This is a genomic window from Nostoc sp. (genome assembly GCF_036917355.1).
Classification (GTDB): Bacteria; Cyanobacteriota; Cyanobacteriia; order Cyanobacteriales; family Nostocaceae; genus Nostoc.
In genome coordinates this window covers 21,005-42,788 of sequence record NZ_JBALDP010000079.1, presented here as the reverse complement: position 1 = coordinate 42,788, position 21,784 = coordinate 21,005, and the positions used below count along the sequence as shown (strand labels likewise).

Annotated in this window: 13 protein-coding genes; 3 read left to right on the top strand and 10 right to left on the bottom strand. The window is 43.4% G+C overall.

Going from position 1 to position 21,784, the window contains the following annotated elements; translation table 11 throughout:
• Positions 1-21 precede the first annotated feature (21 nt).
• The 8 genes from V7K53_RS25275 to V7K53_RS25240 all read right to left on the bottom strand — a co-directional run bounded on the left by V7K53_RS25275 (position 22) and on the right by V7K53_RS25240 (position 11,714).
• Complete coding sequence (locus tag V7K53_RS25275) at positions 22-732, bottom strand: SDR family NAD(P)-dependent oxidoreductase (protein WP_335200270.1); 711 nt, start codon at positions 730-732, stop codon at positions 22-24.
• 55 nt (positions 733-787) lie between these two features.
• A complete protein-coding gene (locus tag V7K53_RS25270) occupies positions 788-1,564 on the bottom strand; it encodes an SDR family NAD(P)-dependent oxidoreductase (RefSeq protein WP_335200269.1) in 777 nt (258 codons plus the stop codon).
• Positions 1,565-1,848: 284 nt separating this feature from the next.
• A complete protein-coding gene (locus tag V7K53_RS25265) occupies positions 1,849-2,361 on the bottom strand; it encodes a YybH family protein (RefSeq protein WP_335200268.1) in 513 nt (170 codons plus the stop codon).
• Between the two features lie 51 nt (positions 2,362-2,412).
• Positions 2,413-3,279, bottom strand: coding sequence for an oxidoreductase (locus V7K53_RS25260; RefSeq protein WP_335200267.1), 867 nt, complete (start codon positions 3,277-3,279; stop codon positions 2,413-2,415).
• Between the two features lie 275 nt (positions 3,280-3,554).
• Positions 3,555-4,133, bottom strand: coding sequence for a VOC family protein (locus tag V7K53_RS25255; protein ID WP_335200266.1), 579 nt, complete (start codon positions 4,131-4,133; stop codon positions 3,555-3,557).
• A 43-nt stretch (positions 4,134-4,176) separates the two neighbouring features.
• Positions 4,177-4,746 (bottom strand): DsbA family protein, encoded by a 570-nt coding sequence (locus V7K53_RS25250; protein WP_335200265.1) that lies wholly within the window; start codon positions 4,744-4,746, stop codon positions 4,177-4,179.
• Positions 4,747-5,079: 333 nt separating this feature from the next.
• On the bottom strand, positions 5,080-5,709 hold the full coding sequence (locus tag V7K53_RS25245) for a response regulator transcription factor (RefSeq protein WP_335200264.1): 630 nt from the start codon (positions 5,707-5,709) through the stop codon (positions 5,080-5,082).
• The gene (locus V7K53_RS25240) at positions 5,706-11,714 is read right to left on the bottom strand and encodes an AAA family ATPase (RefSeq protein WP_335200263.1); all 6,009 of its coding nucleotides are present in this window, start codon (positions 11,712-11,714) and stop codon (positions 5,706-5,708) included. The genes V7K53_RS25245 and V7K53_RS25240 overlap by 4 nt, the downstream gene beginning before the upstream one ends.
• 371 nt (positions 11,715-12,085) lie before the next feature.
• Here V7K53_RS25240 and V7K53_RS25235 point away from each other — a divergent pair, with 371 nt between their 5' ends.
• The 3 genes from V7K53_RS25235 to V7K53_RS25225 are packed head-to-tail and all read left to right on the top strand — an operon-like array spanning position 12,086 to position 20,856.
• Complete coding sequence (locus tag V7K53_RS25235) at positions 12,086-18,052, top strand: hybrid sensor histidine kinase/response regulator (protein ID WP_335200261.1); 5,967 nt, start codon at positions 12,086-12,088, stop codon at positions 18,050-18,052.
• Entirely contained in the window at positions 18,052-19,584 is a 1,533-nt protein-coding gene (locus V7K53_RS25230; protein ID WP_335200260.1) for a hybrid sensor histidine kinase/response regulator, read from the top strand. The genes V7K53_RS25235 and V7K53_RS25230 overlap by 1 nt, the downstream gene beginning before the upstream one ends.
• A gap of 57 nt (positions 19,585-19,641) precedes the next feature.
• Entirely contained in the window at positions 19,642-20,856 is a 1,215-nt protein-coding gene (locus tag V7K53_RS25225; protein ID WP_335200259.1) for a glycosyltransferase family 4 protein, read from the top strand.
• A 206-nt stretch (positions 20,857-21,062) separates the two neighbouring features.
• Here V7K53_RS25225 and V7K53_RS25220 read toward each other — a convergent pair whose 3' ends face one another.
• Together V7K53_RS25220 and V7K53_RS25215 are read right to left on the bottom strand one after the other, a co-directional pair.
• Positions 21,063-21,344 (bottom strand): hypothetical protein, encoded by a 282-nt coding sequence (locus tag V7K53_RS25220; RefSeq protein WP_335200258.1) that lies wholly within the window; start codon positions 21,342-21,344, stop codon positions 21,063-21,065.
• Positions 21,337-21,570, bottom strand: coding sequence for a hypothetical protein (locus tag V7K53_RS25215; protein ID WP_094352841.1), 234 nt, complete (start codon positions 21,568-21,570; stop codon positions 21,337-21,339). Before V7K53_RS25215 ends, V7K53_RS25220 begins: the two co-directional genes overlap by 8 nt.
• Between the last annotated feature and the right edge of the window lie 214 nt (positions 21,571-21,784).

Sequence of the window (21,784 nt, the reverse complement as noted above, 5' to 3'; positions counted from 1 at the left end):
TCTTATGGACGCAAGGCGGTGTCAGTGACCCGCACTCTGGCCACCATCGACGTGAAGGATTTCGCCCGTCACAAAGTTGGCTGATTCGAGATAGAGGATTGCATCGACGACATCGGATATCTCGCCCATATGACCGATCGGGTGCAGAGCATCGAGCTGTGCATGGGTTTCGACAGGATGCATTGGCGTCTTGATAGTACCCAGCGCGATCGCGTTCACCCGGATACCGCCCTTGGCATACTCGATCGCCAGCGATTTGGTCGCGGCATTTAGTCCGCCCTTTGTCAGCGACGCGAGTACAGACGGTACGCCAGCAATCGCGTGGTCAACCAGGCTCGTCGATATCTGCACAACATGACCGCTGCCCTGCTTCTCCATTTCGGCGATCGCCAGTTGCGTCATGTGAAAGAAGCCAGTGACGTTAGTGCCCAGATATACCTCGTAGTCAGCCTCGGTGTATTGGGTAAATGGCTTGGCGATGAATATACCCGCGTTGTTGATGAGCGTGTCGATGCGCCCGAAGCGGGTCACGCCTTCGACGATCGCACGCTCGGCGGTTTTTCGATCGGCGATGTCGCCTGACACTGCGAGGATTGCATCATCATCCGATGGCTGAATTGAGCGTGAGATAGCGACCACTCGATAGTTGCGATCGCGGTACGCCTTGACAAGATCTGCGCCAATGCCCTGCGACGCGCCAGTAATCACAGCGACTTTCTGTTCAATACCCATAGTAAAACTCCTTTATGCGTTTGAGGGGTTAATGAAACAAAGAATGTCAAAAGATTTATGCACTGTGGAAAGTCGCTCCACCGATTGGAGAACCAACAATGCCACCATCAACAAAAAGTTCAACCGACTGGACGTAGGATGAGTCGTCTGAGGCAAGAAAGAGGACTGCTTTGGCAATCTCGTCTGCTTCTCCCAAACGACCTAGTGGAGTTGCTGCTGCCCATTCCGATGTCAGTTCGTCTGCCTTCTTAGGTGGAGTAGACCCACGGCTCCAGATGGGAGTTTTGATTGCTCCCGGTGCGACGACATTGACTCGAATGTTGCGGGGAGAAAGTTCAGATGCCATCGCTCTCGCCATGCCGCGAACACCCGCTTTGCTTGCTGCGTAGGCTGCCCTGCCGGGACTACCCAGCGAACCGATAACAGAACTGTTCAAGATAATTGAGGAGCCATCATTAAGCAGTGGCAGTGCGGCTTGGACTGTAAAGAAAACGCTGGTAAGATTGACGCGAATGATGTTCTCAAACACCCCTTCATCAGCGCTGCCTATGGGTGTAGCTCCAGCAATACCAGCGTTAGCGAAGATGATATCTAGACTGCCGAAGCGTTGACCAATTTTGCTGAAAAGGTCGGCACGGGCATTGGAGTCCGTCACGTCTGCACGATAGGCAACGGCTTTTAAACCCAGTTCTTTAACAGCAGCATCGAGCGTTTTCTGATCTCGACCCGTGATTGCGACTTCAGCCCCTTCGTGAATGAAGAGTCTCGCGGTGGCAAAGCCAATGCCACTGTTTCCCCCGGTAATCAGTGCCTTCTTACCTTCAAGTTTCATAACAATCTCCTTTGGAAAGTGAATGTGTGAATATTGCAAATTACCGTCCGGAAGTGCGGTCTTCCAATACTTGTCGGGTTTTGGGGAAAAGGGGAAGGGGAAAGAAAAAACCTTTAACCTTTACCCTTTAACCTTTTCCCCAAACCTAATGCCGAGTTAAAAATGCACAAAGCGAGCAGTATTGCACCCCGTCACAACAACTTTTGCACCTTCGTCGTCAAACGCTTGAGCCGTTGCCAGTCCACTTTGCAGTTTATGTTTATCGCATCAATCTGTTGTGGAGATTACGCCACAACTTTATCGTTTACAGCAAGTTGATACGCTTCCAGCAGTTTCACATTGTCGATCGATCCGTGATGATGAATCTGTCGCCATCCACCGTCATTTTCTGAGTACTGAAAACAGCGGCTCGTTCTGAATCTAAGTGGAATAATGCGATCTTTAGTTGTAAATTCACCGCGCTCTTCTCCAGCAAAGATGGCTGTCTTTCCACTGAAGTACTCTACAATATCCTCGAACTCAACCCAGACGTTTAACGATCCTGTGAAAAGTTTGGAGTAGAGATCGCGAATCGGTTCATAGCCTCGGAGCATTCCTCCCACCGGATTGTTTAGTTGAACCAGTGGACAGTTGAGCCATATCTGAGTAAGTGTCTCAATCGAGTGCTGATTGAAGGCATAATAGAACGTTTCAAGTGCCGCACGCGCCCCTGCTTCTGATGGCTGAGTCGCTTCATTAAGCAAGTTACGAGCCGTTTTGCCATAGCTCGTGGTGAAATGGTTTATTATAAAGGTCATTGATTTTGCTTTCCTGATAATAAGTTCAGTCAACGCTTCTAATGTTGCAGGTCAGGCTATGGTCGAAGCCATTATGCGGTGGTCATAGTCGGTGCTGGTAGCGACTGGCAGCCATGCTTGAATTTCCTGTGCCATTTTTGCGGCGTTGTTCTTGTACATTGCGATCGCGTCCTTCCCAACGGGCAAATGCAACGGCGGACGTTCTGTATTGGCGAGTTGAATAATCACAGCCGCAAACTTTTTCGGATCGCCAGGTTGGTTCCCGTGTAGCGCATCGGCTCCGCTACGCATCGATCCTACCGTTTCCTGGTAATCGTCGATAATGGTTTTAGCGGCGGTATATGATTTAGCGCTCAGGAAGTCAGTACTAAAAAGACCGGGAGCTACTGCCGTGACGTGGATGCCGAGCGGTGCTACTTCGAGGGCTAACCCTTTCGAGAGACCTTCGATCGCAAATTTAGTAGAGCCATACAATCCCCAGCCCGGAACTGCATCGTAGCCGAACAGCGACGTAATATTGATGACCCGCCCGGATTTTTGCTGGCGCAGGTACGGCAATATCGCACGAGTCACGTTCAGTAACCCAAACACGTTGGTATCATACTGTTTGCGGACTTCGGCATCCGTGGCTTCTTCGATCGCAGTAATCATGCCAAACCCGGCATTATTGACTAAGACATCAACCCGGCCGAAACGGGCAATGCTCTGCTTGACAGCCTCTTGTACCCGATCTTTCTGGGTGACATCCATCTGCACAACGTACAGATCCGGGTGGTTGTGCAGGGTAGCGGCGAGTTGTGCGGGCTGACTGCGAACCGTCGCTACTACTTGGTCGCCTGCTGCCAGGGCTGCTCTGGCAATTTCTAACCCAAAGCCCCTGGAGGCCCCGGTAATGAACCATACTTTCTGCGTTTTCATTGTGTATCCTCGTTTTAGGTGTTGTCTAGTAGTCTGCCGCATTAATTATGCTGGGTTGTAGAGACGCGTTAGCGTAGCTGGACGAAGTACAATTTCGCGTCTCTACAGGGTTTTGGTAAGAAACTAATTAATCAGAACTTATGAGACAGACTACTAGTTTGTTGGCTTTAGCTCTTTCGGTTAGTACATAACTGCTGCACTGATGGTGAGTATCAAAAGGAGCCAAAAGCCTAATATTTTTTGCTTTTTTTGATCCTTAATCGATTGATGTCCCGTTACCGTCCGGGAGCGCGTTTCTTCACTTCTTGGAGCAGCCAACCATTGCCGTTTGGATCGCTGAACGAGGCAAACGAGGCGTAGTCACGACGTTGTGGATCGGGACCAGGTACTCGTCCCTCGGTTCCGGCGTGGTGGAAGACCCCGCCCACGTCGTGGAACACCTCACTCACCTCAACACCCCGCTCAACGAGTTCGGCGCGGGCTGCCTCGATGTCGTAAACGATGAGGTATAGACCCTGAACTGAACCGGGCGCAGCTAATGTAACACCACTGCCGAAGATAATTGAAGCCTCCGAGCCAGGAGGGGTCAACTGCACCACTCGGAAGTCCTCATCGGTGACAAAATCGGCATCCAGCCGCCATCCCAACGTTTTATAGAAGTCCTTGGCTTTATCGACATCGGAGACGGGCAATACCACAACTTCGAGCTTCATGTTTTGACTGTTTAGGGAATTGCTACTCATTTTGTTCTCCTTTAGGTTGATGGGTTTGATGTTCAGATTGGTTAGTTTTGATTCTTGGGCGATCGCAATGCGACCATCGCTCAATTCAGAACACTCAAGTTCTTTGAGCAAAAACGCAACTTAATCGTTCTGCTTTGAATTGTGTGATTGAAGCTCAAAGCACTTCATTACTTGCAGCGATAATGGCTGCCGTCAACTGCTCCATGTCCCAGCGAGCGCGATACCGAATTCCATTAATAAATAAAGCTGGTGCAGTTACTACTCCACTTTGGCGACCACTTTCGATATCTTGATTAATGCGGTCAACATAGACTTTTTTGGAGATATGCTGCAAAAATTGGCAGATGTCGAGACTTAAATCATTGGCATACTCAACGAGATATCCGTTTCCCAATGCCTCTTGATGGGTGAGCAGCATCTCGTGCATCTCCCAAAACTGACCTTGCGCTGCTGCTGCTTCCGCCGCTTCTGCTGCCTTTTGTGCTTGAGGATAGATTGAATGTTCGATAAAGTGACGAAACACTACACAAATCGAATTTTTCTCAGTCAGCCCGGAATTGAAATCTTGCACAATTGCCTGAATCAACTGATGCATTTCCCTGAACTGAAGACATTGGTAATTCCCATATTCCACGAGTACTATCGGGGCATTGAGCATCCCTTGATAGCGATCGCGTTGAGAAGGCGGAACAAAAAGTTGATTAAAATTACTATCTTGATTCATGGGATACTGTATCAAAAAGGGTTGATCACAGCATCAAGGGATTGCCATGACTCCTATCTGTGATTCCTCCCAACTCCGTTTTTTCTATATATTTAGCTTATGAAACTAATTCAGCTTTGTCGCCAACTCAGAGTTGAGTAATTGAAGCGATGAAACAACAGTTGCTTACTATCTCTAAAACTAATCCTCAACCGAACTTAAGTTCAGTTCTCATTAGACATCTGGTGAAAATGAATGTAGAGACGCGAAGTTGTACTTCGTCCCGCTACGCTAACGCATCTCTACAAGGGTTTCAGATAACGCATAATTAATTTCTGGAGATGTCTATTGTTTTCACAACTTCGCAAGTCCCCGCTTCAGTGCGGTAATCACCGCTTGAGTACGATCGCTCACACCTAATTTGCTCAAAATTTTGTTGATGTGAAATTTGACAGTACTTTCAGTAATATTCAAAGCCGCGGCAATATCGTGATTACTCAAGCCAAGCACCATCTGACGAACAACCTCTTGTTCCCGATCGCTCAACTCTGGAATGTTCATCCGTTGCACCAGTTTGGCAGCGACTTCGGAAGGAATATATTGTTGTCCGCTGTGAACGATATGAATCGCATTCAGGAGTGCATCCGGTTCAGCGTCCTTCAGCAGATAGCCTTTGGCTCCGGCGCGTAATGCTCGATAAATATCTTCGTCCCCGTCATAAGTGGTCAGTACAATTATGCGGGCATGGGTGAATTCAGCACAGATGGCAACGATCGCATCAACGCCGCTTACCTGGGGCATCCGTAAGTCGATTAAGGTGACATCAGGCTGGAGTTGCCGATATTGAGCGATCGCTTCGTGCCCGTTGCCCCCTTGACCTACCACCGTCATATCTGGCTCATTCTCAATCATCGCGGCTAGTCCTTGCCGGACAATTGAGTGATCGTCAACAATCAAAACGCGGATTGCTGTAGACGGACTCATGCTGATGCCTCCCGATGTACAGATACGCTCGTTTCTGTTCCTTGCCCCAGTCGGCTCTCAATTGAGAGTTGTGCCCCAATGCGTTCCGCTCGTTCGGTAATCCCCAGTAAGCCAAACCCCCGATTTAGGGTTGTATGATTGGCTTCAAATCCTTGTCCATTGTCTCTAATTCGTAAGCAGAATTGCGTTGGTTCATAAACTAATTCAATCCGAATTTCGTTTGCATTAGCATATCTAATTGAATTTGTAAATGCTTCCTGTGCAATTCTCAGCAGATTATTATCTGTTTCAGGCGGTAACGTATACGGCGTGCCGATAATATCACAAATCAGGCTGGTTTCGGTTGAAGATTGCATTGTAGCTACAAATCGTTGCAGTGCCGTCCAGAGATTGCCATCTTCTAAGGATTGGGGACGCAGCGCTGCAACGGAGCGTCGAGCTTCCGTCAGCCCGGTGCGAGCCAAATCTCGCACGGTATTAATATGTGTTTGAATTGCTTGGGGGTTGGTTGCCACTAATCGAGAAACGGTTCCCATGTGAACCAGAATCCCGGTAAAGGCTTGCGCGAGAGTGTCATGGATTTCGCGTGCCATACGGTTGCGTTCCTCTAAAATTGAGGCTTCTTCGGCACGTTTGCGATCGCTGATATCTGTAATCAGACCATAGTATCCTTTTACTTGACCATTGTCATCGAAATCAGGGATGAGGGAATTACTGATATATTTCTTGCCAAACACACAGGGAATGTCTGCCTCATAGGTTGTGATTTGCCCTGCTAGTGCTTGATTGATGTACGGTTGTACAACTTGATAAGCCGCCTCACCCAAGTTGTCGCAAATATGCTTGCCCAGAATCTCACCTCGACTACGGTGAAACCATTCCTCGTATGTGCGGTTGGCAAACCGATAACGCTGGCCGGCATCTATATATGTAATACAAACAGGTAGAGCGTTCGTAATCACTCGTAATTCCTGTTCTCGCTCGCGCAGTTCTGCTTGGCTTTGCTGTAAAGCCGCCGTCCTTTCAGTTACCTGTTGCTCTAAGGTGCGGTTGTAATTGGCTAAGAGATGTTCTGCTTGTTTCCGCTCTGTGATGTCTTGAAAGGTGGCGATCGCATAAACCACATTGCCCTGTTCGTCAAATACTGGAGTTCCCCATGCCTCAACTGGAATGGTTGCGTTGTTTTGGTGAATTTCTACGTCGTCAACTCTGGTGCGTTCGCCGCTCAAGGCCCTGATGATTGGCAGTTGCTCAGTTGGATATATTCGATCCGTTCCCGCCACATAAAGTTGATAAACCTCTGCGATGTGCTCCGGTGCTACCAAAGGATCGATCTTTTTGCCCATTAACTGAATTCCCCGTTGATTAGCGTAGTGCGGGCGACCAGTCGCATCCACTATTCCAATTCCTACCGGAACCGCTTCTAGAAATTGAGCCATCTGACTTTCGCTAGTGCGTAGCTTTGAATAAAGTTTGGCATTTTCGATCGCAATGGCTGCCTGAGTAGATAGTAGACTTAGAAGTTGCGAGCGTTCTGCTGTAAATGCTCCAGTTACTAATCGATTTTCCAGATACAGCACACCAACAAGTTTACTTTGATTCAACAACGGCAAACAAAGAAGTGATTTCGTTTGGTTCTGCTGAATATATGGCTCATTGATGAAATTACCTTCACGAGTTGCATCATTTAAGATCGCAGATTCATGAGTCCGAATCACATAATTAATGATGGATTCGGGTAAGCGATTTACCATTGAAATCGATTGCAGTACTTGTGTAGTACAGAGATTCACACCACCATTGAGTTCACAAGCAGCTTCAATCGCCCATTCTCCTGCGTTTTCTAAAATCAAGCATCCAGTTTGTGCGCCAGCATTCTCAATTAATATCTGCATCAAAGAATTGAGTAACCGATCCAGTTCAATTTCACGAGAGATGGCTTGAGATGCTTTCATCACCGCCGCTAAGTCTAAAGCGATATCTGAGCTATTAGAAGTAGTTCCAACAGTGGTATGAACTAGTGCGCCAGCCACATTCAGCGATTGAGGAAAAAACTGTGGATAGCGAGTCTCTAAATCTTTGGCTTTTGCGGTTGCTCCCCACCGCTTATAGCAGTAATGGGCTTCCTTCATATAGAGTTGAGCAAACCTTTCTCGACCACGAGCCAAGTAATGTTTGGCAGCTAACTCATAGCTTAAAGCTTCTTCTTGAAGGTACTCGTTTTCTTTAGCACCAAAAATTGCTTGTTCGTAAAACTCCTCTGCCTCAAAAAACTGACCCAAAACTCGTGCTTTCTCTGCCTCAACTAACTGAAACTTATGCAAAAAATTCATGGGGGCATGGTGTGCCCATTTCTGCATTTTTTCCTGGTTGGCGTTAACGCGATTCAACCAAGCTGCTTTTTCAGAGTTTGAAGCATCGGCTAACAAGCTCAGAAATATTAGGGAGTCATAGAAATGAAATAGAGGTACAGAGATTATTGCTGTGGCTGCACTTAAATACTGTTCTGATAAAGTAGCCGTTTTTGCAGCTTGCTCATACTCCCCGAACAGATAGCATAAAATAAGCCTATTTAAGTAAAAGTAGTGAAGGCTAGTTCCATCCTTGACCGCGATCGCCCGTGATAGTGCTTGCTCTTCGTCATAGATACAACCCACTAAGCGACTTGGATTTTCAGATTGACCTCGCAGGTTAAGGATTGTTTGCTGCAACATTGCTAGCCAAATGGAAGCAGTCTCTCGTCTAATTTGATTGGTGGCTTTACGATAAATCGCTGTTTGTTGTTCCAGTTCTGTCAGTTCTTGTCCTGCAAAAAAGGGATAATAACATAGGCTGAATGCACAATAACTGGCAAATTCAAACTCTCCACTTTCTATCCCGCTTTGATAAGCCTCAGTTAAACTAGGGAACGTCTCTTTCAGGTGATCTTTCCAGTGAATGATATGAAAATTCACCATCAGCAATGCTTTGCAGTTACCTTTCTTATTACTTAATCTTTTCGCTAAATTTAAGGATAGTTTGCCAAATAGATAGCCCAGTTCAATGTCTTGTACAACTCCACATAGCATCATGCCATAGGCAGCATAACCGAGAAGCGACCAGATAGCGTTTCCATTGGCGATCGATAAATTCACCATCTTGCACACAATCAGCACCATCAAAGTGGGTGACACATTAAAAGCCGCACCCACTGTGCTGACTAAAATGTGGATTGCTGCCAGTGGCACAGGTTCAGTCATCTCTGGCAGATCGATCAAATCTTCGATTTCCCGCCCAGCGAATTGTGAGGCTGTTTCCTCTAATGCTGCTTGAACGTCTAACTGACTTGGAGCTTCCACTAAACTAATTCCCAAGAGTTGCAGCACTTCCAAGCCAGTTTTAAGTGCTTCTTTAGGGTCTCCCTGCGACAGCCATGCTTGAATTCTGCTATCGTAAGCTTTCACTTTATCGAGCGCCGTCCTCGCACGGTTGACCACTTCTTCTACAAGCCGCTCCATTTCGTCAAAGTGACCACTAAGGTATGCTGCCTCTGCTGCCTCCGAATGCAACGCCAAAGTCAGGTTATAGTTACTCTGCCAACTTTCCACATCAAGGAGTTTAAGCCCTGCATTGAAATACTTGAAAGCTGCTTCATAAGCCGTCGCTGCCAACGCTTTTTGACCTGCTTGCAAATTCAGTTTGGCAATTTCATTCCGTTCAGATTGCTCAGTGATTAACTCGGTTCCATAATTCAGCTGGTCAACAATTTCAAACAACCGCTCTGCTAGCTGCTGTGGCGAAGTCTTTTCAAGTAAATTGCGACCGATTTGCAGATGTACCCCAAGTTTTTCCGACTCATCGATTAAGGTGTATGCTGCTTGCTGAACGCGATCGTGCAAGAACTTATATTCTTGAACTAAGAGGTTTTCGTCTAATTCAGATATAGGTTGAATTAATCCAGCTTGAATGGCTACTAGTAAATCTAGAGAAATTGCTTTAGGAGATTGTTCGCAAACGATCGCTAATGTATTTAGATTAAATTCAGCACCAATACAAGCTGCTAACTGGAGAATTTGCTGTGTGTTTTCTGGTAATTTATTTAACTGGATGAGTAGCAACTCCACCACATTATCGGTAATATCCTGGGCTTGAATATCAGCAATGTTCCATTCCCAGCATAAGTGTTGTGTATCAAAGGTCAGTAAATTTTCGCTATGCAGCATTCTCAAAAATTCACCGGCAAAGAAAGGATTGCCCTCAGTTTTACGCAAAACTAACTCAGCTAAGGGACGAACGATGTCTGCATTCCGATGCAGCGTCTCGGCAATCAACTGATTCAACGGCTCGAGCATTAATGGTGCTAAGATGATTTCCTGAAGCACTGCCCCTTGTTTTCGCAGTCTTTCTAGCGTTAATATCAACGGATGAGTTGGATTTACCTCATTATCTCGATAGGCTCCAATTAAAAATAGGAATTGGGTTTGTTCATCAAGCAGCATCAGCTCGATTAACTTCAGCGTTGCTGAGTCTATCCATTGCAAATCATCTAAAAAGATCGCAAGCGGGTGTGACTCTAAACAAAACACCCGCACAAATTTCTGAAAAATTAGATTGAAGCGATTTTGAGCTTCAGTTGCTCCAACTTCTGATACAGGCGGCTGCTTGCCGATAATTAATTCAACTTCCGGGATGATATCAATGATAATTTGTCCGTTGGTTCCCAACGCTGTGAGCAAGCGCGATCGCCATTGTTGAAGTTGCTCGTCTGGTTCACCCAGTAGTTGTTGCACTAATTTTTGCAGGGCATCTGCAATCGCACTGTAGGGAATATTACGCCCAAATTGATCGAATTTACCCCAAATAAAATAGCCGCGCTTTGCGGTGATTGGTTTATAGAGTTCCTGCACTAATGCTGATTTTCCAATTCCCGCATAGCCAGAAACCAGCATCATTTCGACTTTGAAGGTTGAGTTGTCTGTTAGTTTCTGTTCTGAAGTTTGTTGTACAAGCTTTTCTGAAGCAACGCGACTGTCCTTCTCTGCGGGAGACTGCGCCAACGGACACGCTACGCGAACAAAAGCTGCTAGTAACATTGCAACTTCCCGATCCCGTCCATAAAGTTTTTGGGGAATTTGAAACTGATCCCAAACATCTAAGAGACCCAGTTGAATGCTATTAATTTGCCCGATTTTTTTTAATTGGTCAGCACAAATTTCTAAATCTGCTTTGATACCCCAAGCACTCTGATAGCGATCCTCCGCATTCTTTGCCATTAGTTTCAAAACGATATCTGAAACTGCTTTGGGAATCGTTGCCTTCAGTTCATGAGGCGGAACAGGTGATTTGGCAAGATGGCAATGGACAAGTTCAAGAATGTCTGTTGTGGCAAACGGTAACTGTCCAGTGAGCAGTTCGTAGAACGTTACGCCAAGGGAGTAAAAATCAGTGCGATAATCAAGCAAACGGTTCATGCGTCCGGTTTGCTCTGGAGATAGATATGCAAGAGTGCCTTCTAGAACATGAGGGTTTTTGAAGGTTGGATTGGTGCGGTTAAATCGAGTAGCAATTCCGAAATCAATAAATTTAACGACCCCAGTATCTAGATTGAAGACAATATTGCTAGGGTTGATATCTTTATGAATGACACCAGCAGCATGAATTCTGCCCAGAATACCTGTGAGTTTAATGGCAAGGGATAGAAAAGCTGATAAAGACATAGGGCAGAAATCTGGACGCTGCTGTATCCATCTCTCCAGAGACTCTCCGCCGAAATCTTCTAAAAAAATAATGAGTGTGCGCTGATATTCCTGCTGACTATATGCCTCGATCGCGCCTTCTAAGTTAAGCGATCGCGTAATTTCATATTCCTGCCTGTAGCGAGTGAGTTCCGATGCCGTAGGATAATCCTGTTTAAGAACTTTGAGAATAACAGGCGTGCGATCTGACAACTTGATGCCACGATACACCACAGAATTATTGCTGGAATATATCTGAGCATCAACCGCAACGTCAGGTAGCGTAATCATTCTTATCACCTTGTCAAAGCATAGAAAGAACCGCAAACCCAAATAGAATTAATGCTTATTATTCAAGTTCTACTTTGAGAAGTCAATCTACCTATCGTTCTTCTATCACTCTCAGAAAACAATAATCGAAGCATAAACCTAAAACTATGACTCAATAAAGGTTTGAGGCTTTATTTTCTAATATAAATTCAAAAATGTAGCCAAAACTCGGAAAGCGGAGTCTCCAAATGTTGAGCTTTATTTAGCCTTAGAGAAATTTTGGGCTGGCTGGGAATGCTAAAGAAAGCACCTGATTGTCCTTTTATTTGACAGTTGTGGATAACGTTCATTAGCATCATGCCCAGTTCATCGTACTACTTAGGCTTAGAAAAATGATACCTGTCCTTCCCGGTTACAACCTTATTGAAGCTCTGCATGAAGGTGTGAATACCGTTATTTATCGCGCTTCCAAGCAGTTAGATCAAAGCCTTGCGATCGTTAAAGCCCTGAAAGCTGAGTATCCCAGCCTCGAAGAACTAACCCGACTCAGACATGAATATAAAATCTCACAGAGATTAGTAGATATAGAAGGAATTGTCAAGTCCCTAGCTTTAGAAAATCATCATAACGGTCTAGCCCTAATTTTGGCAGACTTTGGTGCAGAATCTCTGAAAAAGTATATTAGCGATCGCCAATTACCATTAACCGAATTTCTCACAATAGCCATTCAGCTAGCATCCACTCTCACTCAACTGCATCAAGCCAAGATTATTCATAAAGATATTAAACCTGACAATATCGTTATTAACCCAAAAACCGGGCAAGTTAAAATTATCGACTTCAGTATTGCGTCGCGGTTAGAAAAAGAAAATCAAAGTATTAGCAATCCCAATTTATTAGAAGGCACTCTCGCCTATATGTCACCGGAGCAAACCGGACGAATGAATCGGTCAATTGATTACCGTACCGACTTCTATTCTTTAGGTGTTACCTTTTATGAAATGCTGACAGGTTCGCTACCATTTAATGCTGCTGACCCTCTGGAATTTGTTCATTGCCATATTGCCAAAACACCAATAACGCCTCAAGAGTTCAATCCCAAAATTCCTTCAGCGGTTTCTGACATTGTAATGAAATTGTTAGCTAAAACTGCTGAAGATAGATATCAAAGCTCTCTCGGACTAAAAGCCGATTTAGAAACCTGTCTGACTCAGTTGCAGACGGATGGCGAGATTTCCCACTTTATTGTCGGTCAACTAGATTCATACAGCCAATTTTCCATCCCGCAAAAACTCTACGGACGGGAAACAGAAGTTGCTACTTTATTAGAAGCATTCGATCGCGTCAGTTCTGGTACTACGGAAATGATGCTAGTTTCTGGTTACTCAGGCATCGGTAAATCTTGCTTAGTTTATGAAGTTCACAAACCGATTGTGCGCCAGCGGGGTTATTTTATCTCCGGTAAATTTGACCAGTTCAAGCGGAATATTCCTTTTGCTTCTCTAATTCAAGCATTCCAAGATTTGATGCGGCAGTTGCTAACAGAAACCGATGACCAAATAGCAGTTTGGAAATCAAAACTAATAGATGCCCTTGGCTCCAATGCTCAAGTGATCATAGACGTTATTCCCGAATTAGAAGGGATTATTGGCCCGCAGCTAGCAGTTCCTCAATTAGGGTCATCAGAATCACAAAACCGATTTAATCGGGTGTTTCAACAATTCATTCATGTATTTAGTCAACCCGAACACCCGCTGGTTTTGTTTCTGGATGACTTACAGTGGGCGGATTCAGCTTCCCTCAAGCTTATCCAGTTAATTATGACCGACCCAGATAGCCAATATCTATTGCTAATTGGTGCGTATCGAGATAACGAAGTAAGTGCCACTCATCCTTTGATTCAGACCTTGGAGGAGATTCAACAGACTGATGCGATCGTCAATAACATTATCCTCCAGCTTTTGGATATCGCTCACGTCAACCAGTTAGTAGCCGATACTCTTCGTAGTGAGATTTTAAAGGTAAAGCCGCTAGCTGAGTTAGTTTTTACAAAAACCCAAGGCAATCCTTTTTTCTTAACTCAGTTACTCAAATCTCTTTATCAAGATAACTTGTTATCCTTTGACTTTGAACGCGGTTTTTGGCAATGGAATATTGAGTTTATTCAGAGAGTAAATATAACTGATAATGTTGTTGAATTGATGGTCAGTCAAATTCAAAAATTGTCTGAAAAAACACAGAATGTGTTAAAGTTTGCCGCCTGTATTGGAGACAAGTTTACTTTAGATATGTTGGCGATTATTAATAAAACATCTCAGTCAGAAACAGCAGCAGATTTGTGGGAAGCTCTGCAATCAGGTTTGGTTCTACCCCTCAACAATTCCTACAAAACACCGCTCGTTTTCGACTCAGAACAAATGGAGACTGAAAACAAGCGATCCCCCATTACTCATCACCCATCACCCATTACCTATAAGTTCTTACACGACCGGGTACAGCAAGCGTCTTATTCTCTTATTCCAGATGACCAGAAAAAACAGACTCATCTAAAAATTGGTGAATTGCTACTAATACATACCTCGGAAACCGAAATTGAAGAAAACATCTTTGAGATTGTTAACCAACTAAATGTTGGTGCTGAATTCATTACCCAACAGCCTCAAAAAGATAGACTGGCTCAACTGAATCTTATAGCTGGGCAAAAAGCAAAAGCAGCAACAGCGTATGAATCATCTGTTAAATATTTAAATGTCGGTTTGGAACTTCTTGCAGCAGATAGTTGGCAGTGTCAGTATGACATGACACTCAACCTCTATGTAGAAACAGCAGCAGTAGAATTCCTCAACACTAATTTCGAGCGAGCAGAAATACTTTCTAATGTAGTTTTGGCACGGGCAAAAACCCTGCTCGATCGAGTCCAGGTGTATGAGACAAAAATGCAGTTTTATATTGCTAAAAACCAAATGCAAGCTGCCTTAAATACCGGACTACAAGTGCTAAAAATGCTAGGGTTGCCTTTATCAGAAACCCCCCCAACGAGACTGACTAGATTGAATTTAGGAGGAAAACGAATTGAGGATTTAACAGAATTACCAGAAATGACTGATGTTTATAAATTAGCCGCACTGCGAGTCTTGATCAATCTGATTCCTCCAGTTTATATTGCAGCTCCCGAACTTTATCCCCAGGTCGTTTTTAAAATGACCAATCTCTGTCTCAAATATGGGAACTCTCCTCTGTCAGCTTATACGTATGTACTTTATGGAATGTTCCTATGTGGCGCTTTTGAAGACATGGATTCTGGTTATCAATTCGGTCAGCTAGGCTTAAAGCTGTTAAATCAATTCAATGCTAAGGAGATGACGGCGAAAATATATGAAACATTTAATTATTTTATCAGGCATTGGAAAGAACCAGCTATTAATACTATAGAACCGTTAATTGAGGGTGTCCAAAAAGGGCTAGAAACAGGAGATTTAGAATATGCTTCTTATTCGGCTTGTTTTTATTGTACGCATTTGTTTTTTATCGGTGAAAATCTAGAAATAGCTCTCCAGAAACAGGCACATTATATTGCTTTGATGCAAAGAACTAAACAAGAATTTCAAATTATTTATGCTAAGATAGTCCGACAGACAGGTTTAAATTTAGTTAAAAAAACATCGGAACCATATAGATTAATTGGCGAAAGTTTTGATGAAAATAAAATGTTGCCAATTCTGATAAATAGCAATAATTATATGGCTATTTATCCTATCTATGTTTCTAAACTGATTCTGGGTTATTTATTTAAAAATTACGATCGCGCTGCTGAGGATGCCTTGCTGGCAGAAAAATACGAACAAGGTGGACGAGGGTTGATGTATAGAGCCGAACACAAATTTTACTCCTCTCTGACTCTCCTAGCTTTATATCCCAGTGCATCAAAAACCAATCGCCAACAATATTTCAGTCAAGTGATAGCGCAGCAGAAAAAAATGAAGCAATGGGCGTTGCATTCTCCTGCCAACTATCAGCATAAGTACGATTTAGTGGAAGCAGAAAAGGCGCGAGTATTGCAACAAGATGCCAAAGCGATCGCGTTTTACGATCGAGCAATAACTGGAGCCAAAGAACATGGATATATTCAAGAAGAAGCCCTAGCCTTGGAACTAGCAGCAGAGTTCTATTTTGCTTGTGGGAGAGAGAAAGTTGCTAATACCTATCTCAACGATGCCTACTATGGATATGGTTGCTGGGGAGCGAAGGCAAAAGTCAAAGACTTAGAAAAAAGATATCCTCAACTATTTCGGATATCAAAGCGAGAAACAGTTAGTACGGACATAACTCGGATAATTAGCTCTACGGCTGAAAGTGCTTCAGACTTGCTGGATTTAGCCACAGTTATAAAAGCATCTCAAGCTCTTTCTGGAGAAATACTTTTAGGTAATTTGCTAGCTAAATTAATGACAATTGTGTTAGAGAATGCTGGCGCTCAAATAGGCTACCTAATTTTAGAAAAATCAGGAGACTTGCTAATAGAAGCATCAGGAGCAGTAGACAAAAATGATGTAACTGTGCTACAAGGAATCTCAGTATCAACCAGTCAGCAGCTACCAATTTCACTGATTAACTATGTAGCCCGAACTAAAGAAAATGTTGTCCTCAGTAATGCAACTCGTGAAGGAACATTTACCACAGATACATACATCACTACTCATCAACCCAAATCGGTTTTATGTACACCGCTTATCCATCAAGGAAAACTTAATGGCGTCCTTTATTTAGAAAATAATCTCACCATTGGCGCATTTACATCAGATCGCTTAGAAGTATTACAACTGTTATCCTCTCAAGCGGCGATTTCCATTGAAAATGCTCGTCTTTATAAAGATTTAAAATTAGCCAATACTAACTTAGAAGCCAAAGTACAAGAGCGAACTTTAGAGTTACAAGAAAAAAATGTGCATCTGCAAAAAGCAGAAGAAATCGCCCAATCAGCCAACCGCGCTAAAAGTGATTTTCTTGCCAACATGAGCCATGAACTGAGAACACCACTTAATGGAATTTTGGGTTATGCCCAAATCCTCAAGCGTGAAAAAAGTTTAACTAACTCACAAAAAGATGGTGTGAATATTATTCATCAGTGTGGCGACCATCTCTTAAACCTGATCAATGATATTTTAGACCTCTCTAAAATTGAAGCGAGAAAAATGGAACTCCACCTAACGGATTTTCATTTTCCAGAATTTCTCGAAGGTATTGCCGAAATCTGCCGTATCCGCGCCGAACAAAAAGGTATTTGCTTAATTTTTGAACAGATTACTCAACTTCCTATAGGTATCAAGGCTGATGAAAAACGGTTACGGCAAGCTTTGATTAACTTACTTGGTAATGCCGTTAAGTTTACTGAAACTGGAGGCGTGGCTTTCAAAGTCGGCTATCAGGAAGGTAAAATTCGGTTTCAGGTAGAAGATACAGGAATTGGTATGGCACCAGAACAATTAGAAGAGATATTTTTGCCGTTCCAGCAGGTAGGAGATCACAATCGCAAAGCAGAAGGAACGGGATTGGGACTGGCAATTACCCGCCAATTAGTTCAGATGATGGGTGGCGAAATCCAGGTGAAGAGTAACTTAGGGAAAGGGAGTGTTTTCTTCTTTGATTTAGATTTGCCTGAAGTTTCTCAATACGCTGATGTTGTCAAAAAAGAGCAACGAAATATCCAAAGTTTTAAGGGCGAGAAGCGGAAAGTTATCGTGGCAGATGACAGACCAGAAAATCGTGCAATTTTGGTGAAGATGCTGTCGCCTTTAGGATTTGAAATGATAGAAGCAGTAGATGGTCAAGATTGTCTCAATAAGGCATTTGAATTAAATCCAAATTGTATCTTAATGGACTTGATGATGCCTCAAATGAATGGCTTTGAAACGACACGTCGCATTCGGCGATCGCCTGAACTAAAGAAGGTAATAATAATTGGCACTTCTGCCAGCGTTTTTGATTTCGATCTCAACAAAAGTAGAGAGGCGGGTTGCAATGATTTTCTACCCAAGCCTATCCGCATAACAGAGCTTTTAGAAAAATTACGGTATCACTTAGAACTGGAATGGATTTATGAAGATGGGGAAACTCAATTATCTAAAGGTAACAAAGAAGAAAATTCTCAGCAATCGTTGGTAGCTCCATCGGCAGAGGAAGTAGCCACTTTATTGAATTTAGCAATGAAAGGCGATCTCAAAGGTATTGTGGAGCGAGTTACTCACTTGGAAAAAATGGATGTTAAATATGCACCTTTTTCTTTAGAGTTGCGTCAATTAGCTAAAGGTTTTCAAGTTAAAAAAATTCGTGAAGTTTTAAAAAATATAGGAGTAAATTAATGAGTCTTTCCAACATCGAAAATGGCATTATCTTAATCGTTGATGACAACCCGACAAATTTAGGAGTGTTATTCGATTTTTTGGCTGATTCTGGCTTCCAAGTTTTAGTAGCGCAGGATGGCGAGGATGCAATCGAACAGGTCGAATATGCTCTCCCCGATCTAATTTTGTTAGATGTACTCATGCCTGGTATGGATGGGTTTGAAACTTGCCAGCATTTGAAAGCTCAAGAATCAACTAAAGACATTCCCGTAATTTTTATGACGGCGCTTTCTGAGACGGTGGATAAAGTCAGAGGTTTGAATCTGGGGGCGGTGGATTACATCACTAAGCCGCTTCAGCATGAAGAAGTTTTAGCCCGTGTCAAAATCCATTTAAGCATCCGAAATCTGACTAAAAGACTGCAAGAGCAAAATGTGCATCTAGAGCAGGAGATTCAAGAGCGAACTAAGGCAGAGAACGCCCTTTTAAAACTGACATCTGAGTTAGAAGAACGGGTGGAACAAAGGACATCTGCACTTGAGCAATCCAATCAGCTGCTGCAACAGGAAATCCAAGAGCGCATTTGTACAGAACAAGCATTGCAGGAATCAGAAGCACGCTATCGAGAACAAGCCAATCGGCTAGAACTTGCCTTTCGCCAACTTCAAGAAACTCAAAGCCAACTGGTTCATAGTGAAAAAATGTCCGGTCTGGGACAATTGGTGGCGGGTGTCGCCCATGAAATTAACAATCCCGTCAACTTTATCTATGGGAATCTGACTCACGCCTATGAATATACCCAAGGCTTGCTCGACCTCTTGAACCTTTATGCCAAGTACACTCCCTCATCGCTACCTGAAATTCAACAACTGGCTGAAGCGATAGATTTAGAATTTCTGAGTGAAGACCTACCCAAATTGCTGAGTTCGATGAAGGTTGGAGCTGACCGCATCCGCGAGATTATTCAGTCGTTACGGATTTTTTCACACGTGGATGAAGCCCAAATGAAGCCGGTGGATATTCACGCTGGGCTAGATAGCACGCTGCTGATTTTGCACAATCGGTTTAAAACCAGTTCTAACCAACTAGGTATTCAACTCGTTAAAGAGTATGGCGACCTACCCCTTGTAGAGTGTTATGCGGGACAACTCAACCAAGTGTTTATGAATCTATTGGCAAATGCAATTGATGCTTTGGAGGAGTATGATAAAGAGCGATCGCCCCAGGAAATTTACTTTTGCCGCAGTACGATTCGGATTCGCACCGAAGTGACTGACAATGAGTTTGTGACTATTTGGATTGGCGATACTGGCCCCGGTATAACAGAGGAAGTACGCGATCGCCTATTTGACCCCTTCTTTACAACAAAACCCTTAGGTAGAGGCACGGGTTTAGGCTTGTCGATTAGCCAGGAAATTGTTGTCTCCAAACATGGTGGTGAAATAATGTGTATCTCGGCACCTGGTCAGGGAACAGAGTTTATGATTAAAATTCCGATGCGATCGCACCCTTTAGAATTGACTGTGGCTGCACCGTCCTATTTTGCCTAAACCAAAAACTTTGGAAAACGAACGTAAAAACACTTTAGTTGCAAAGCGATCGCTTGTATGAACATTTTAATGCTATCTTCCACCTTTCCCTACCCACCAACGCGCGGAGGAACCCAAGTTAGGACATTTAATTTACTCAAGTACTTGAGTCAACGCCATAATGTCACCCTTGCGACTCAACGCGAGAGCGATGTTACAGACGCAGAAGTAGCAGGATTACGCGATTGTGTAGATCGTCTAGCTATTTTTGAACGCCCGCCAGATTCTCGAACCACCGGAATATTCAAGAAAATAGAGCGATTTGGCAGATTTTTGCAGCAGGGAACACCACCAAGTGTAGTTAACCGCTACTCAGTTGAGATGCAAACATGGGTTAATAACTGGGTGGAAACGGGAAAATGTGATGTCATTACCTGCGAACATAGCGTCAATGAAATTTATGTGCAGCCGCATTTTCAGAAACAGCTAAAAACCATCGTTAATGTTCATAGTTCTGTTTACGCTACCTGTCAGAACCAATTAGCAACAGGCATTTCCGAAAATTCACTCAGAGACAAAATCAATCTGCCACTTTTGTGGCGTTATGAGCAAAACTACTGCGCTAAATTTTCGGCAATTGTGGCGACAACACAAGAAGATAAAATTCAACTACAAGAATTTAACCCTAATAGTGAAATTACAGTTATTCCCAATGGTGTAGATTTAGTTTCTTTTCCTAAGCGTACCACCGATCCCGGAGGACATCGCCTAATTTTTATTGGAGCAATGGATAATTTAGCAAATATTGATGCTGTCTGCTTTTTCAGCAATGAAGTCTTACCAGAAATCCAAAAATTCTATCCCGATACAACTTTCGATATTGTCGGTTCTCACCCAGTGGCAGAAGTTTTAGCACTTGATAAAAAACCAGGAATTAATGTGCTGGGGCGTGTACCTTCGATGGCAGAATATTTACATCGAGCCACCATCTGCGTTGTACCGATGCGGACTGGGTTTGGTATTAAAAATAAAACTTTAGAAGCAATGGCAGCTGGTATACCTGTAGTAGCCAGCGATCGCGGCTTAGAGGGATTAGCTGTAGATGTTGCTAGTCATCTATTACGGGCATTACGAGCCAATAAACCAGCAGAGTACGTCACCGCTATTAGTCAACTATTCGAGCGTCCACATCTGCGTTCAGAATTGTCTCACAATGGCAGAGAACTGGTAGAAAAAGAATTCACTTGGGATATTGCTGGTAAAAGCTATGAACAAGTTTGTCTTGGGAAATAGTAATACTAATTCGTCATTAGTACATATATAAAAATGCTTACTCTGACAAAAATCCCATCACTAACTCTAGATAATTTCTAATTTTTCTTTCTTGTCTCTGTGGGATAAATATGTGTAGAGACGTTGCAATACAACGTCTCTACTCGGTTGTGCAAATGATCTTATCTAAATCGTATTGGTTTTTAGTTAGCGGGGAAATAAGCACGTCAATTATTTTCAAATCTAGTCGAACAACCTAACACAAGTAATTTCTTCTGCTTACGCTTCTTCTTATTTTTGAGAGTAATCAAATAATTATCAACGTAGCGAAAAGCAGCTGCACCGTCGTAATCAGCAATAGCTATAGCTTGTAAGAAAACCTTTGAGGGAATTTCAAACCCTAAAAATTTTTCTGTTAAGATTAATAAATCTTCATCTGTAGCAGGAAAAGTAGTTTCTTCTGCATCTTCGGAATCAGAAAATATATCATCGATTAATGCTTTATACACTTTGTACCTCCCCAAAAGCATAAGATGCAAAGCCTGTAATGAAGTTTAGCTGCTGATCGCGAGTTTGTAAGTTAACAGGGAGTTCAGTACCAGCACATCCGATTTCCCGTAAAATTTCCAAACAATAAGCACCGAGTTGAGTGTATGGAGCTTGCTCCAATTCTTGAGCTACTTCTAGAGCCATCTCCAGATTGACTTGGATAACCGTCTTTACAGGGTTGGTCATAAATCCGCCCTCATAAACTGGATGCTCTAAGTTTTGATCACAACCACAAATAGCGTAACGGTGTTTTTGCGGAATTTATGAAGAGGGGAAATTAAAGTATCAGCGCATTTGCGGTAATGTACCCAAAGTTATGCAAACTAGTCCCAGAGTAGGCAATTTCTATCTAAGTGCGATCGCTTGCCATAATACGTATAAATATCTACAAATATTCTCA